This window comes from Streptomyces sp. NPDC088923 (genome assembly GCF_044749745.1).
Lineage (GTDB): Bacteria > Actinomycetota > Actinomycetes > Streptomycetales > Streptomycetaceae > Streptomyces.
Genome location: NZ_JBIVIO010000011.1, coordinates 44,368 through 59,266, shown reverse-complemented (window position 1 = coordinate 59,266; position 14,899 = coordinate 44,368). Strand labels below are relative to the sequence as shown.

12 protein-coding genes and 1 pseudogene are annotated in these 14,899 nt (G+C 72.6%); 8 read left to right on the top strand and 5 right to left on the bottom strand.

Annotated elements, in window-relative coordinates:
• Positions 1-150 precede the first annotated feature (150 nt).
• Positions 151-336 (bottom strand): annotated as a pseudogene (locus ACIP4O_RS28830) (GNAT family N-acetyltransferase); the annotation flags it as partial.
• Between the two features lie 118 nt (positions 337-454).
• Between ACIP4O_RS28830 and ACIP4O_RS28825 the strand changes: the two are divergent.
• The 3 genes from ACIP4O_RS28825 (at position 455) to ACIP4O_RS28815 (ending at position 1,899) form a co-directional block, all read left to right on the top strand.
• Positions 455-790: a YnfA family protein gene (locus tag ACIP4O_RS28825; RefSeq protein WP_401578926.1), complete on the top strand. Its 336-nt coding sequence runs from the start codon at positions 455-457 to the stop codon at positions 788-790.
• Between the two features lie 145 nt (positions 791-935).
• Positions 936-1,697 carry an SDR family NAD(P)-dependent oxidoreductase gene (locus tag ACIP4O_RS28820; protein WP_401578924.1) on the top strand — a complete coding sequence of 254 codons (762 nt, stop codon included), beginning with the start codon at positions 936-938 and terminating at the stop codon, positions 1,695-1,697.
• Positions 1,687-1,899 carry a hypothetical protein gene (locus tag ACIP4O_RS28815; RefSeq protein ID WP_401578922.1) on the top strand — a complete coding sequence of 71 codons (213 nt, stop codon included), beginning with the start codon at positions 1,687-1,689 and terminating at the stop codon, positions 1,897-1,899. The genes ACIP4O_RS28820 and ACIP4O_RS28815 overlap by 11 nt, the downstream gene beginning before the upstream one ends.
• 47 nt (positions 1,900-1,946) lie before the next feature.
• On the opposite strand, the gene ACIP4O_RS28810 is transcribed toward ACIP4O_RS28815, so the two are convergent.
• A complete protein-coding gene (locus ACIP4O_RS28810; protein WP_401578920.1) occupies positions 1,947-3,140 on the bottom strand; it encodes an RtcB family protein in 1,194 nt (397 codons plus the stop codon).
• Between the two features lie 328 nt (positions 3,141-3,468).
• Between ACIP4O_RS28810 and ACIP4O_RS28805 the strand changes: the two genes are divergently transcribed.
• From ACIP4O_RS28805 to ACIP4O_RS28795, 3 genes are all read left to right on the top strand, one after another.
• Positions 3,469-4,347 carry a hypothetical protein gene (locus ACIP4O_RS28805; protein ID WP_401578919.1) on the top strand — a complete coding sequence of 293 codons (879 nt, stop codon included), beginning with the start codon at positions 3,469-3,471 and terminating at the stop codon, positions 4,345-4,347.
• A gap of 140 nt (positions 4,348-4,487) precedes the next feature.
• On the top strand, positions 4,488-5,474 hold the full coding sequence (locus ACIP4O_RS28800; protein WP_401578917.1) for a DUF3558 domain-containing protein: 987 nt from the start codon (positions 4,488-4,490) through the stop codon (positions 5,472-5,474).
• 241 nt (positions 5,475-5,715) lie between these two features.
• Positions 5,716-7,227 (top strand): DUF2637 domain-containing protein, encoded by a 1,512-nt coding sequence (locus ACIP4O_RS28795; RefSeq protein WP_401578915.1) that lies wholly within the window; start codon positions 5,716-5,718, stop codon positions 7,225-7,227.
• A gap of 70 nt (positions 7,228-7,297) precedes the next feature.
• On the opposite strand, the gene lysS is transcribed toward ACIP4O_RS28795, so the two are convergent.
• Positions 7,298-9,031, bottom strand: coding sequence for a lysine--tRNA ligase (gene lysS / locus ACIP4O_RS28790; RefSeq protein ID WP_401578913.1), 1,734 nt, complete (start codon positions 9,029-9,031; stop codon positions 7,298-7,300).
• Positions 9,032-9,202: 171 nt separating this feature from the next.
• On the opposite strand from lysS, the gene argS reads away from it, so the two are divergent.
• Complete coding sequence (gene argS / locus ACIP4O_RS28785; RefSeq protein ID WP_401578911.1) at positions 9,203-10,996, top strand: arginine--tRNA ligase; 1,794 nt, start codon at positions 9,203-9,205, stop codon at positions 10,994-10,996.
• A 119-nt stretch (positions 10,997-11,115) separates the two neighbouring features.
• Here argS and ACIP4O_RS28780 read toward each other — a convergent pair whose 3' ends face one another.
• Entirely contained in the window at positions 11,116-12,363 is a 1,248-nt protein-coding gene (locus ACIP4O_RS28780) for a PLP-dependent aminotransferase family protein (RefSeq protein ID WP_401578909.1), read from the bottom strand.
• A gap of 151 nt (positions 12,364-12,514) precedes the next feature.
• On the opposite strand from ACIP4O_RS28780, the gene ACIP4O_RS28775 reads away from it, so the two are divergent.
• Entirely contained in the window at positions 12,515-13,453 is a 939-nt protein-coding gene (locus ACIP4O_RS28775; RefSeq protein WP_401578907.1) for a hypothetical protein, read from the top strand.
• Between the two features lie 4 nt (positions 13,454-13,457).
• Here the strand turns inward: ACIP4O_RS28775 and ACIP4O_RS28770 are convergent, their stop codons facing one another.
• Positions 13,458-14,888 carry a helix-turn-helix domain-containing protein gene (locus ACIP4O_RS28770; protein ID WP_401578905.1) on the bottom strand — a complete coding sequence of 477 codons (1,431 nt, stop codon included), beginning with the start codon at positions 14,886-14,888 and terminating at the stop codon, positions 13,458-13,460.
• Between the last annotated feature and the right edge of the window lie 11 nt (positions 14,889-14,899).

Below are 14,899 nucleotides of genomic sequence, written 5' to 3'. Positions count from 1 at the left end.
TTTAGTTTATGGTTCAACTATACGCTGTGCCCGCGACAACAGGGAGGGGCCCGGCCTTATTCCGTCCCCGCGCCGGAGCGCGCGGACAGGCCCCTTCCAGGGCAGCACAGGGCGCGGGAGGGTGCAGAGGGAAAGCGCTGAGCTGGGGTTTTACGGGTCCGTGCGGACGAAGCCGCTGCTCGCGCCCACCACCCGGTGGCCCCGCCGCCCGTACCACTGGCGCGGCCAGTCCGCCGCGTCCGCGACGAGGAAGCGCACCCCGCAGCCCGCCCCGGCGGCGAGGTGCAGGGCGGTCGCGAGCACCGCGCCACCGTGACCGTGCCCGAGGTGCGCCTCGTGGGGCTGCGCCCCACACCCCGCTCCTCAATCGCCGGAGGGGCTGAATTTGTGCGGGGCTGGGTTCTCGCGGATGCCCGTGGGGGGCGCGGTTTCGTCGCGTGACACCATCCGGCGGGTGAGCGTGCTGAAATCCCTCGTCCTCTTCGTCGTCGCCGCCCTCTTCGAGATCGGTGGCGCCTGGCTCGTGTGGCAAGGGGTGCGCGAGCACAAGGGCTGGATCTGGATCGGCGCCGGGGTCGTCGCCCTCGGCCTGTACGGCTTCGCGGCCACGCTCCAGCCCGACGGCGAGTTCGGCCGCATCCTCGCCGCGTACGGCGGCGTCTTCGTCGCCGGGTCGATCGCCTGGGGCGTCGTCGCGGACGGCTACCGCCCCGACCGCTACGACATCACGGGCGCGCTCATCTGCCTCGCGGGAATGGCCGTGATCATGTACGCGCCTCGCGGCCGATAAACACAGCCGCGCCCCGGGGGCACTGAGCACGGCGGCGCGTCGCGCGGCCACCGAGCGCAGGCATCCCCGGGGCCCCGGAGCCGCGCGGCCCCCCGCGCCTATGCTGGAAAACGCCCCGTACCCGCACGCCCCCAGGAGCCCGTCCATGACCGCCGCCCCCCGTACCGCCGTCGTCACCGGAGCCAGCGGGGGCATCGGTGCCGCGAGCGCCACGCGGCTCGCCGAGGCCGGGTTCCGCGTCGTGCTGACCGCGCGCCGCGCGGACCGTGTCGAAGCGCTCGCCGCGAAGCTGCGCGAGGCGGGGCACCAGGCCGAGGCGTACGCGCTGGACGTCACGGACCGGGCCGCCGTGGACGCCTTCGCCCGCACGCTCGGCGAGGCCCACGTCCTCGTCAACAACGCGGGCGGCGCGCTCGGCGCCGACCCGGTCGCGAGCGGCGACCCGGACGAGTGGCGGCGGATGTACGAGGTCAACGTCCTCGGCACGCTGCACATGACGCAGGCCCTGCTCCCCGCGCTCACCGCGAGCGGCGACGGCACCGTCGTCGTGCTCACCTCGACGGCCGGGCACGGCACGTACGAGGGCGGCGCGGGGTACGTCGCGGCGAAGCACGCCGAGCACGTGCTCGCCGAGACGCTGCGCCTGGAGATCGTCGGGACCCCGGTGCGCGTCGTCGAGATCGCGCCCGGCATGGTCCGTACCGAGGGCTTCGCCCTCACCCGCTTCCACGGCGACGAGCAGAAGGCCGCGAACGTCTACAAGGGCGTCGCCGAGCCGCTGACCGCCGAGGACGTCGCGGACACGGTCGCCTTCGCGGTGACGCGCCCGAGCCACGTGAACATCGATCTGCTGGTCGTACGGCCCCGGGCCCAGGCCAGCAACACGAAGGTGCACCGTGAATCCTGACGGCCGGGCCCCCGAGGACCCCCTCGGTACCGATCCGCTCGAAGCCGACCCGCTCGCCCGCCTGGAGCACGAGTACGACCAGCGCAGGCTCGCCGAGGAGAAGCGCGACGAGCGGTACCTGTGGTGGTACCTGGCCTACTTCCTCTTCGGCATCCACATCGTCGCCTTCGTGATGATCCTCGCGATCAAGCACGCGGGCTGAGCCGGAGCGGGCGCGGCGGCACCCCCGTGACCGCCGCGCCCCGTCCCTCACCCCTTGACGCACACCACCTGCTTGAGCTTCGCGACGACCTCCACGAGGTCCCGCTGCCGCTCCATGACCTGCTCGATCGGCTTGTACGCGGCCGGGATCTCGTCGATGACGCCCGCGTCCTTGCGGCACTCGACGCCCCGCGTCTGCTCCTCCAGGTCCTTGAGCGTGAAGCGCCGCTTCGCCGCGTTGCGGCTCATGCGACGGCCCGCGCCGTGCGAGGCGGAGTTGAACGCGGCGGCGTTGCCGAGGCCCTTCACGATGTACGAGGACGTGCCCATCGAGCCCGGGATGATCCCGTACTCGCCGCTGCCCGCGCGGATCGCGCCCTTGCGCGTCACGAGCAGGTCGACGTCCTCGTAGCGCTCCTCGGCCACGTAGTTGTGGTGGCAGCTGATCTCCTGCTCGAAGGCCGGCTTCGCCTTCTTGAACTCCTTGCGGACGACATCCTTGAAGAGCCCCATCATGACCGCACGGTTGTGCTTGGCGTACTCCTGCGCCCAGTAGAGGTCGTTGCGGTACGCGGCCATCTGCGGCGTGTCCGCGAGGAAGACGGCGAGGTCGCGGTCGACGAGGCCCTGGTTGTGCGGGAGGGCCTGCGCGATGCCGATGTGGTGCTCGGCGAGTTCCTTGCCGATGTTGCGGGACCCGGAGTGGAGCATGAGCCACACCTGGTCCTCCGAGTCGAGGCAGAACTCGATCATGTGGTTGCCCGAGCCGAGCGTCCCCATCTGCTGCCCCGCCCGCTCGCGGCGGAAGCGGACGGCCTCGGCGACCGTGTCGAAGCGTGACCAGAAGCCGTCCCATCCCGCGGTCGGGAAGCCGTGCAGGCGGCCCGGGTCGACGGGGGAGGCGTGCATGCCGCGCCCGACCGGGATCGCCTGCTCGATGCGCGAACGCAGGTGGGAGAGGTCGCCGGGCAGGTCGTTCGCGGTCAGCGAGGTGCGGACCGCCGACATCCCGCAGCCGATGTCCACGCCGACCGCCGCCGGGCACACCGCGTCGCGCATCGCGATCACGGAGCCGACCGTCGCGCCCTTGCCGTAGTGCACGTCGGGCATGACGGCGAGGCCCGCGATCCACGGGAGCGTCGCGGTGTTGCGGAGCTGGTCGAGCGCGCCGGGGTCGACCTCGGACGGGTCGGCCCACATCCGGATCGGTACGCGGGCTCCGGGCAGTTCGGTGTACGGCATGGTTCCCCCTCGGGACACCCGGCAGGGACACCCGTCAGGGCGTACGAACACGCCTCGACGGAAAAAGCCGGGAATCGGCAAAAATGATCATGTGGCGGACAGAACTACGTCCGCGCTGCATCTCGTTCACACAAAAATGCGGTCACACATACCGCAGCCAGGGGCACCAAAAGGGACAAGCGACCGGCGTGCTCCTCGGCTCGTGCGGTACACATTGTCTCCATCGGCCGCATACCCGCGGCAACCGATTAACCGGCACGAGACCCCGCTCCCAGGCGCGCCGCACGCGCCCGTGGCGGCGCGGGTCGTGACGAGGGGAGCTGCACGAATGCGCGCGAAGGCGTGGGCGCCCGGCGTCGCGGTCCTGCTGGCGGTGGCGCTCGCCGGGTGCACGGGCGGCGAGGACGCCCGGGACCCGGACGCCAAGCGCGGCGCGAGCGACACCACGACGGCGGCGGCCCCGCGCCCCGGGCGCTTCGACACCCTCCCGCAGCCCTGCAAGGCGGTCGACCGCGCGATGCTCGACTCCCTCCTGCCCGGACTGCGCGCGCTCCCGGCGGACGAGCGCGAGGACGGCTACGCGGGCACGCTCGCCCCGACCTTCGACAACGAGCGCAAGGTCGGCTGCGCCTGGAAGGCCGAGTCCGCCGAGGCCGACGACGGCGCGGGCCGCACCGACTTGCTCACGCTCGACCTGGAGCGGGTCGTCTCCTACGACGCGTCGAAGAGCGACGACGACAGGGCACGCGAGATGTACGGGAAGCTGCGCACGGCAGCCCACATCCCGGACCCGTCCCCGAGCGGCTCCCCCACCACGTCCACCAGCGGCTCCCCCTCGCCCGAGGGCTCCGCTTCCCCCTCCGGCAGCCCGTCGCCCCGGAGTGGCGAAACCGGCAAGGGCGGACAATCCGCCAGCACCAGTCCCTCCGCCTCCGTTTCGGGCGATACCGGCACAACTCCCGCCGAACTCCTCCCCCGTACCCTCTCGGGCCTCGGCAACGACGCCTTCCTGAACGACTCCCCGGGCAGCGCGTCGGCGGGCGCCCCGTCCCGCACCGTCACTGTGGTGTTCCGCACGTCGAACGTCGTCGTGAGCGTCGTCTACAAGCAGCAGCCCGGGGACCCGCGGCAGCCTGCCGACGGCAAGGAAATGCAGGACAAGGCACGGAAACTGGCGGGCCGGATCGCGGGCTCCTTCGAGGAGTGATCAAGGGCGGCGGCGGCCGAGTACCGGCGCCCGGGGAGGCGCGCGGGACGTACGGGGGTCTTTGTCCGGCGTACGGTGACTCACCGGACCTGCCGGCCGGGCCCCCGAGGCCCCGGTCGCACGACCTGAGCGAAGGAACCATGCACCGACCAGTACAGCGCCTCTCCCGCATACTCGCCTGCGCTGCCGTTCCCGTGATCCTCGTGGCGGCGGGCTGCTCCTCCGACGACGGCGACGGCGGCGCGGCGAAGGACGACGCCAAGCAGTCGGCCGCCGCCGGGAGCGGCAAGGACGCGAAGACGAGCGAGAGCGCCTCCCCCGACGCCACCGGCACGGCGACCGTACGGGCGAAGTACGCGAAGCTCCCCGAGCCGTGCGCGGCGCTGAGCGCCAAGACCCTCAAGGCGCTCGTGCCCGCCGCGAAGGACAAGAAGGGCAGCCAGGGCAGCTCCGACGACCTCAACGCGCGCGGCACCTGCTCCTGGAACAGCCTCGACAGCAACGGCGTGCACGGTTCGCAGTACCGGTGGCTGAGCCTCGCCCTCGTCCGCTTCGACTCGGACGCGACCCTCGGCACGGGCGACGAGCGCGCCGCCTCCTACCTCGCCAAGCAGGTCACGGCGGCGCGGGCGACGGCGGACGCGAAGGGCCTCAAGAGCGAGAAGGTCACGGGGCTCGGCGACGAGGCGACCGCCGTCACGTACGAGCTGAAGAAGAAGGAGGGGGACTTCAAGCAGCAGACGCTGCTCGTGCGCACGGCGAACGCGGTCCTCACCCTCGACTACAACGGCGCGGGTCTCGCGGGCGAGAAGGACCCGGACCCGGCGAAGCTCCTCAAGGACGCCAAGCGCGCGGCGGGCGACGCGGTCGCGGCCGTCGCGACGGCGAACGGCGGCGCGGCGTCGGGCTCGGACGACGCCTCGAAGGGCGCGAGCGAGTCCCCCAAGGCGGACGACGACAAGAAGTCGGACGCGGACGAGTCGGGCAAGGACGCCAAGTCCTCCAAGTCCCCGGCCGCGAGCCCCTCCGCCTCGAAGTCGGCCGGCGCGGACGAGGACAAGTCCGGCGACGCGTCCGGCGACAAGGACGCGGGCAAGGACGCCGACACGGAGAAGTCGGCGGGCTGACCCCCCGGCACGCTCCGCCACCCCCGCACCGGCCGGTCCCCTCCCAGGACCGGCCGGTGCGGGGGTTCCGCGTCCCGCCGCCGTAACGATCAGGACACACCCCGCCCCCGCTCCCGCTTGGGCGAACCCGCGCGCGAGGACGCGTGCGAGGCCGCCCGGTGACCTCACCCGCCGAACGCGTGTGCCAATCTGTGGGGGCGCACGTCGGAAGGCGCCTGTCGGGCAGAGGGAGGGATCGCGGGTGGCCGCGACGCAGTTGACACGGACTCACCGCATCCTCGTGGGTGTGGTCGTCGCGGGCGCGGTGATCATCGCGGGGATCGGTTTCGCCGGTTCGTACGCGGCCGTGCGCGAACTCGCCCTGGAGAAGGGCTTCGGCAACTTCAGCTACGTCCTGCCGATCGGCATCGACGCGGGGATCTGCGTCCTGCTCGCGCTCGACCTGCTCCTGACCTGGATTCGTATCCCCTTCCCGCTGCTGCGTCAGACGGCCTGGCTGCTCACGGCCGCGACGATCGCCTTCAACGGCGCCGCCGCCTGGCCCGACCCGCTCGGCGTCGGCATGCACGCCGTCATCCCCGTCCTCTTCGTCGTCTCCGTCGAGGCCGCGCGGCACGCCATCGGGCGGATCGCCGACATCACGGCCGACCGGCACATGGAGGGCGTGCGGATCACCCGCTGGCTCCTCTCCCCCGTGCCGACCTTCCTGCTGTGGCGGCGCATGAAGCTGTGGGAGCTGCGCAGTTACGAGGAGGTCATCAAGCTGGAGCAGGAGCGGCTCGTCTACCGGGCCCGCCTGCGCTCCCGCTTCGGCCGTTCCTGGCGCCGCAAGGCGCCCGTCGAGTCGCTCATGCCGCTGCGCCTGGCGAAGTACGGGGTGCCGCTCGCGGACACGGCGGCGGACGGGCTCGCGGCGGCGGGCATCGACCCGAGCAGGCCGGTCGTGGCCCCGGTGGAGACGGCGGCGGTCGCTCAGACGCCACCCAGGGCACAGCTCACGGCCCAGGCACCCGACTCGGCCCCGCAGCAGCCCGTACCGCCCCGGCCCGTCCCGCAACAGCAACAGCCCCCGCAGGCCGCGCCCGTCCACGAGCAGCCCGCCGCGCAGGACCCGACGAGCCCGTGGTTCAAGGGCCACCCCCAGGCCGTCGCCTACCAGGGCGGCTACGACCCGACCTTCGACCCCGAGCCCTCCGCGCCGCCCCCCGAGGACCCGCAGTACCCGGAACCCCCGGCCGACGAGGAGGACCCGCGCTTCGCCCCGCGCTTCCACGCGCCGTACCAGCCGCAGCACTGGTACGAGGGGGAGCAGGACCAGCAGGCGCAGCAGGGCGGGCAGCCGCAGGAGCCCATCCAGGTCCCGAACGGCCCGTACCGCACGCGTCCGCTCGCCGAGGAGCGGCCCGAGCCCGTCGAGCCGGTTCCCGGCCCCCGCATCCCCGGCCAGCGCCAGGACTCCCCCGCCGCGGGGGCGCCCGCCGAGGAGACCCCCGCCGAGGACGCCGCCGCCGAGAGGGACGACTGGCTGCCCGACGACATCTCGCGCGAGGACGCGTTCTACGGCGTCTTCCGGCAGTACGTGCGCGAGATGGGCGGCTTCCCGAACCCGCGCCAGTTCGGCAAGTACCTCCTGGAGAACTACAACGTCAGCGCCCCCGAGGGCGGCCCGCTGCCCGAGCGTGAACTCACGGCCTGGCTGGACGAGTTCGAGCCGCGCCACACCGGCGAGCTGGACGCCGACGCGCCCGCCTGAGCCACCCCGCGCGTACGGGAGAGGGCCGGCCCCCACGAGGAGGTCCGGCCCTTTCCCGTACGCGTGCGCCTCACTGCCCCAGCAGGAACCGCACCCGCTCCGCGCCCACCGCGAGGAGCAGCGTGGGCAGGCGGGGGCCCGTGTCGCGGCCGACGAGGAGGCGGTACAGGAGCGCGAAGAAGGTGCGCTGCGCGGTCTTCAGCTCCGGCGTCGGCTTCGCCTCCGGGTCGAGCCCGGCCATGATCTTCGGCACGCCGTAGACGAGCGTCGTCAGGCCGTCGAGCGACCAGTGCGTGCCGAGCCCCTCGGCGAGCAGCCGCAGCGACTCGCGGTCGGTGTCGCCGAGCGAGCCGAGCAGCTCCGCGTCGGGCTCGGTCCGTACCACCGTGCGCTGGTCGGCCGCGACGTACGTGGAGATCCACGCCTCGGCGCGGTCGAGCCGGGGCCGCACCGCGTCGAGCGAGTCGAGCGGGTGGTTCGGGTCCAGCTCGCCGAGGATGCGCAGCGTCTGGTCCTCCGCGCCCGCCGTGATGTCCGCGACGGAGGCGAGGGTGCGGTACGGGAGCGGGCGCGGCGTCGCGGGCAGCGGCCCGGCGGCCGTGCCGACCGCGCGCGTGTACGCGGCGGTGTCCGCCGGGAGCGCGGAGCCGTCCGCGACCTTCGCGCCGAGCTTGTCCCACTCGTCGTACAGGCGCTGGATCTCCTGGTCGAAGGCGATCTTGAACGACTGGTTCGGGCGGCGGCGCGCGTACAGCCAGCGCAGCAGCGGCGCCTCCATGATGCGCAGCGCGTCGGCCGGGGTGGGGACCCCGCCCTTGGAGCTCGACATCTTCGCCATGCCGCTGATCCCGACGAAGGCGTACATCGGCCCGATGGGCTGCGTACCGCCGAAGATCTCGCGGACGATCTGCCCGCCGACGACGTACGAGGAACCGGGCGAGGAGTGGTCCACGCCGGAGGGCTCGAAGATCACGCCCTCGAAGGCCCAGCGCATGGGCCAGTCGACCTTCCAGACCAGCTTGCCGCGGTTGAACTCGGAGAGCTTCACCGTCTCCGAGAAGCCGCAGTCGGCGCACGTGTAGGAGAGCTCGGTGCTCTCGTCGTCGTACGCCGTGACCGTCGTGAGGTCCTTCGCGCAGTTCCCGCAGTAGGGCTTGTACGGGTAGTAGCCGCCCGCGCCGCCGCTGCCGTCGTCCTCGCTCGCCGCGCCGGAGCCCTCGGCGGCCTCGACCTCGGCCTCGTCGAGCGGCTTCTGGCTCTGCTTGCCGGGCTTCTTCTTCGTCCGGTACTTGTCGAGGATCGCGTCGATCCGGCCGCGCTCGCGCATCGCGTGCAGGATCTGCTCGCGGTAGACGCCCGCCGTGTACTGGGCGGTCTGGCTGATGCCGTCGAAATCGACCCCGAGGTCCGCGAGCGCGCCGGTCATCGCGGCCTTGAAGTGCTCCGCCCAGTTCGGGTACGCGGAGCCCTTCGGGGCCGGGACCGAGGTCAGCGGCTTGCCGATGTGCGCGGCCCAGGACTCGTCGACACCGTCGACACCGTTCGGGACCTTGCGGTAGCGGTCGTAGTCGTCCCACGAGATGAGGTGGCGGACCTGGTACCCGCGCCTGCGGATCTCGTCGGCGACGAGGTGCGGGGTCATGACCTCGCGCAGGTTGCCGAGGTGGATGGGGCCCGAGGGCGAGAGCCCGGAGGCGACGACGACCGGTTTGCCCGGGGCACGACGCTCGGACTCGGCGATGACCTCGTCGGCGTAACGGGAGACCCAGTCTGCGGTCTCTGTGCTCTGAGCCACGATCGGCACGTCCTTCTTCCGGGGAGAACGGGGATGGTCGTCGCCCATTGTCCCAGGAGCGGGGGCGTGGGGGAAAACGGGATACGGAGCCCGCGCGGGATAACCGTTCGAGAGGCGTGGCGGCCTGGTGGGATACTGGCGGGAGTATCTGCACCCCCGAGGAGAACGGCTCCCCTTCCTATGGCTTCGGTCACGTCCCTCACCGCTTCCGTCGAACAGCAGCTCAAGGACGCTCTCGCCGCCGCCCTGCCGGGCGCCGCCGACGCGGACCCGCTGCTGCGCCGAAGCGACCGGGCCGACTTCCAGGCCAACGGGGTGCTCGCGCTCGCGAAGAAGGCGAAGGCCAATCCGCGCGAGCTGGCGACCCAGGTCGTGGCGGCGCTCCCGGACAGCGCGGTGATCAAGGACGTCGAGGTCTCGGGCCCCGGCTTCCTCAACATCACCGTCTCGGACGAGGCGCTCCTGCGGAACCTGGCGGCACGGGCCGCCGCCGGTGAGCGGCTCGGCGTCCCGTACGCGAAGCACCCGGGCCGGACCGTGATCGACTACGCGCAGCCGAACGTGGCCAAGGAGATGCACGTCGGGCACCTGCGCTCGGCGGTCATCGGCGACGCCGTGATGCGGATGCTGGAGTTCACGGGCGAGACCGTGATCCGGCGCCACCACATCGGCGACTGGGGCACCCAGTTCGGCATGCTCATCCAGTACCTCATCGAGCACCCGGCGGAGCTGGACCGCTCCTCGGACCCCTCCGAGGTCTCGCAGGCCGCCGGTGAAGCCGCCATGTCGAACCTGAACCGGGTCTACAAGGCGTCCAAGGCGCTCTTCGACGAGGACGAGGGCTTCAAGGACCGGGCCAGGCGGCGGGTCGTGGACCTCCAGGCCGGGGACGAGGAGACCCTCGACTTCTGGCACCGGTTCGTGGACGAGTCGAAGGTCTACTTCAACGCGCTCTTCGGCAAGCTCGACATGGACATCCGCGACGCCGACATCGTCGGCGAGTCCGGGTACAACGACATGCTCGCCGAGACCTGCGACCTCCTGGAGCAGTCGGGCGTCGCGGTGCGCTCCGAGGGCGCGCTGTGCGTCTTCTTCGACGACGTGAAGGGCCCCGACGGCCAGCCGGTCCCGCTCATCGTGCGGAAGTCCAACGGCGGCTTCGGGTACGCGGCGACCGACCTCTCGGCGATCCGGAATCGGGTCTTCGAGCTGAAGGCGGACACCCTCCTGTACGTCGTGGACGCGCGGCAGGCGCTGCACTTCAAGATGGTCTTCGAGACCGCGAAGCGGGCGGGCTGGCTGAGCGAGGACGTCCGGGCCGTGCAGCTCGCCTTCGGCACGGTGCTCGGCGCGGACGGCAAGCCGTTCAAGACGCGGGCGGGCGAGTCCGTCCGGCTCGTCGACCTCCTCGACGAGGCCGTCACGCGGGCGACGGCCGTCGTGCGCGAGAAGGACGTCAAGGGGCAGCTGAGCGAGGAGGAGATCGCGGAGCGGGGCGCGCAGGTCGGCATCGGCGCGGTCAAGTACGCGGACCTGTCGACGTCGGCGAACCGCGACTACAAGTTCGACCTGGACCAGATGGTCTCGCTCAACGGCGACACGAGCGTGTACATCCAGTACGCGTATGCCCGTATCCAGTCGATCCTGCGGCGCGCGAAGGACTCGGACGCCCCGGCCCCGGCCGCCCACGCCGAGCTCCCGCTCGCCCCGGCCGAACGCGCCCTCGGTCTCCACCTGGACGCCTTCGGGGACCAGGTCCTGGAGGCCACCCACGAGTACGCGCCGCACAAGCTCGCCGCGTACCTGTACCAGACGGCCTCGCTGTACACGACGTTCTACGACCAGTGCCACGTCCTGTCGGAGGACAACTCCCCGGAGGTCGTGGCGAACCGGCTCTTCCTGTGCGAGCTGACGGCGGACACGCTGGCGGCGGGGCTGGGGTTGCTGGGGATCAGGGCGCCGAAGAGTCTGTGAGCCTGTGAGTCTGTGAGGGGACGGGGAGCCGTGACGGAACGGGGCGGCCCCCTCCCCGGCGGCATGGCCAACGCCGGGGCGGTCCGCCCCCGCCCCGCGGGTACGGCGGCGGGTTGACGTCACTTCCGCAGCGCGGTGCCCAGCCTCCCCAAGCCCTCCGCGATCGTGGCCTCGTCCTGCGTGACGAAGCACAGGCGCAGGGTGCGCGGGTCCGGGTCCGCCGCGTAGAACGGCGCCCCCGGCACGTACGCCACGTCGTAGGTGATCACCTCGCGCAGCAGCTCCGCCGCGTCGGCCCCCTCCGGGAGCCGCGCCCACACGAACATGCCGCCCTCGGGGCGCGCGAAGTCCGCGCCGTCCGGGAGGGCTTCGGGGAGCGCGGCGAGCATCGCGTCCCTGCGCCGGCCGTACGCGGCGGCGACGGACGCCACGTGCGCGTCGAGGTCGCGGTCGGCCAAGTACCGTGCGGCGGCGAGCTGGTTGAGGGTCGGGGTGTGCAGGTCGGTGGACTGCTTGACGACCGCGCAGGCACGCCGCAGCGCCTCGGGCGCGCGCAGCCAGCCGAGCCGCAGCCCGGGTGACATGACCTTCGAGAAGCTGCCGAGCAGCACGGTGCGGTCCTCGGCGCCCGGGTACGTCGCGAGCCAGGGCACGCGCTCCCCCTCGTACCGCAACTCCCCGTAGGGGTCGTCCTCCAGGAGCCAGAAGCCGCGCCGCGCGGCGACGTCGGCGACGGCGGCGCGGCGGGCGGCGGGCGTGGTGCGGCCCGTGGGGTTCTGGAAGGTGGGAACCGAGTAGAAGAACTTGGGCCGCTCGCGCGCGGCGAGCGCGTCGAGGGCATCCGGGTCGACGCCGTCCCCGTCGCACGGCACGGGCACGACGCGCGCCCCGGCGAAGGCGAAGACCTGGAGCGCGGCGAGGTAGCACGGGCTCTCGACGAGCACCGTGTCCCCCGCCTCGACGAGCGCGCTCGTCACGAGGTGCAGGCCCTGCTGAGAACCGGTCGTGACGAGCAGATCCCGCGCGTCGGTGGGGAGTCCGCGCGCGGTCGTACGGGCGGCGAGCGCGGCCCGCAGCGTCGGCTCGCCCTCGGTCGTGGCGTACTGGAGCGCCTTGCCGCCGCTCCCGCCCTCGCCCAGCACGGCGGCGAAGGCGGCGGCGACCCCCGCCACGTCGAAGAACTCCGGCGCGGGCAGCCCACCCGCGAAGTTGATGACCTCGGGCCGCGCGGTGACGGCGAGGATGTCGCGCACGGGCGAGGACTTGACGGCGGCGGCACGGGCGGCGAGCGGCGGAAGGCGGTGCGGGGCGGGGGCTTGCGCTTGCGCTTGCGCTTGCGCTTGCGCGGGAACGGGTGCGGGTGTCATGGCTGCGCAGCTTAGGGCGCGGACACGGCAACGGATACGGCGTCCCAAGGGACGGTCGGCGCGGACAGGCCGAAGCCCGCCACGCCCACGATCGGGTGATCACCTCGATGGCGGAACGTTCCGGCGCGAGATGGCTACGTAGAGTGCTCACATGGTCACCTCGCAACACGAGGCATCACACCGCGTCTTCCAGGACCGGCCCGAACTGCTCGGCCCGGTCTTCCGGATGCTCGGTGTTCCGCTTCCCCCGAAGCTCGCTGTGGACGTGCTCAATTCGGACGTCACGGAGATCCGCCCCATCGAGCGGCGCATCGACAGCGTCCTGCACATCACCCCCTCGGAGGGGAAGCCCTTCCTGCTCGCCATCGAGGCGCAGGGCAGGAAGGCCCCGGACAAGGCCGCCACCTGGACGTACTACCTGGGGTACCTGGCGGCGAAATACCAGTGCCCGGCCAATCTCCTGGTCGTCTGCACCGACGAGCACACGGCCCGCTGGGCCGAGGGGCCCTTCGAGCTCGGCGGGGCGGACTGGCCGAGCCTGACGCTGCGCCCGCTGGTGGCGGGCCCGCACAACGTTCCGCTCATCACCGATCCGGCCGAGGCCGCCGACGACCTCGCTCTCGCTGTCTTCTCGGTCCTCACGCACGCGAGCCACAGACTGACCCCCGAGACACTGAGGGCGGTGGGTACCGCGCTGCGCAAGGCCGATGCGCGGTCCAGTGAGTACTTTTTCGATATCGTGAACATGGGGCTGGCCGGCACCGGCCACCGCGCACTCTGGGAGGACATCATGAGGGCCAGCTACTTCCCCGGAAGCGGCACTCTCCTTGAGCGGACTTTCCTCGAGGGAAAGGCCGAAGGGGAGGCCACCGGCAAGACCGAGGGAAAGGCCGAGGGGAAGGCCGAGGGAAAGGCCGAGGGGAAGATCTCCCTCCTCCTCAAGCTCCTCGACGCCCACGGCGTCTCCCTCACCGAGGACGCCACCGCCCGCATCAACGCCTGCACCGACCTCGACACCCTCGACACCTGGTTCGACCGCGCCCTCACCGCGCGCACCATCGCGGAAGTCCTCGACCCGACCGTCGACTGACCTCCTACCCCTTCACCTCCGGCCCCCACTCGGTGTCGCCCGGTGGCCACTGCCACGTGGGGCGGTTCTTGGCGGGGGCCGTGCGGAAGGGGGTTCCCGCGTCGGTGACGCGGAGCGTTCCGTGGCGGTCGCCGCTGGACCAGTCGATCTCCAGGCACCACGTGACGTCGTGCGCCGCCGTGTTCGCCGTCACGTAGAAGACCTCGGGGTCGCTCGCGCTCACCTTGTACGGGAAGTCCCGCTGCCCCGAGAGGGGCTTGAGCGCGGGCCGGGGCGCGTCGAGGTCGGTCGTGAAGCCCTCCGCCGGGACGTTGCCGCCGCAGCCCACGCCCATGATGTACGCGTCCCAGGCGAGCGGCGGCCCGCTCCGCAGCGTCCGTACCCGCATCGCGTTGAGGACGACCGTCTCCTCGCCCGTCCCCTGGAGCGTCACCGCGACCCGCTGCTTCCCGGCCGGCACCGCGCCGAGCGCCCGCGCCCACCCCGCCGCGTCGCCCTCGGTCGGCGGGGGCGGCATCTCCTCGTGATCGCTGTGCACGAGGTAGCGGGGGCTGCACGGGTCCTCCCACGCGTGCGCGTTGACGCGCGCCGTGACCGGGGTGCCCGTGGGGGCCGCCACCGACCGGCTCGGCGTGGCGGAAGCCGTGCGGCTCGGGGGCGGGTGCGGCGAGGGCGTGTGCGAGGGACTCTTCGAGGGTGCGTGGCTCTCGGTGTGCGTACGGCTGGGAGTCACCGCCCGGCCCGCCGCCGCGTGTCCGGCCTTCGCCGCCGCCTCGTCCCCCGCTCCCCCGTCCCCGCTCCCGCCAGCGAGCCGCCCCGCCACGATGCCGCCCCCGGCCACGAGCACCACGAGCGCGGCGGCGGAGGCGAGGAGGACGCGGGGGCGGCGGGGACGGGAGGACGGCGCCGGGACCGTACCGGTGACGGTGGCCTCGGCAGGCTCCTCCTCCCCGGCGGCGGGCGCGGGCCTTGGCTGCTGCGGGACGCGGGCCGGGGCGGGCTTCCCGGGGGCGGGGGCTTCGGCGGCCTTCTCCGGTACGGGTTCCGCCGCGGCCTCCGCCGGTACGGGTTCCGCCCCGGCCTCCGCCGGTACGGCCTCCGCCCCGGCCTCGTCCGGCTCGGGTTCCGCCTGCGCGGATGGCGTCGGCTCGCTCCGTACCGCCTCCTGCTGTTCCTTCGCCGCCGCCCGGGCCGCGTCCGCGAGGAGCCAGCGGCGGTGCAGGTCCATCAGTTCAGCACGGTCCGCGCCGCACAGGCGGGCGAGGCGGTCGGCGGGGGTGAACTCCGCCGGGAGCGCGTCCCCGTTGCAGTAGCGGTGCAGGGTCGACGTGCTCAGATGCAGGCGCTTGGCGAGCTGACCGTAACTCAGCCCGGACCGCTCCTTGAGCTCCTTCAACCGTGCCGCGAACGCCTCGCTCTCGGCTCCCGAAGCCACCCCGTACCGCC

Bases quoted from the DNA above. Each gene is read 5' to 3' on its own strand.
- ACIP4O_RS28820 (WP_401578924.1), top strand. From the start codon at position 936: ATGACCGCCGCCCCCCGTACCGCCGTCGTCACCGGAGCCAGCGGGGGC.
- ACIP4O_RS28810 (WP_401578920.1), bottom strand. From the start codon at position 3,140: ATGCCGTACACCGAACTGCCCGGAGCCCGCGTACCGATCCGGATGTGG.
- ACIP4O_RS28805 (WP_401578919.1), top strand. From the start codon at position 3,469: ATGCGCGCGAAGGCGTGGGCGCCCGGCGTCGCGGTCCTGCTGGCGGTG.
- ACIP4O_RS28800 (WP_401578917.1), top strand. From the start codon at position 4,488: ATGCACCGACCAGTACAGCGCCTCTCCCGCATACTCGCCTGCGCTGCC.
- argS (WP_401578911.1), top strand. From the start codon at position 9,203: ATGGCTTCGGTCACGTCCCTCACCGCTTCCGTCGAACAGCAGCTCAAG.
- ACIP4O_RS28780 (WP_401578909.1), bottom strand. From the start codon at position 12,363: ATGACACCCGCACCCGTTCCCGCGCAAGCGCAAGCGCAAGCGCAAGCG.
- ACIP4O_RS28775 (WP_401578907.1), top strand. From the start codon at position 12,515: ATGGTCACCTCGCAACACGAGGCATCACACCGCGTCTTCCAGGACCGG.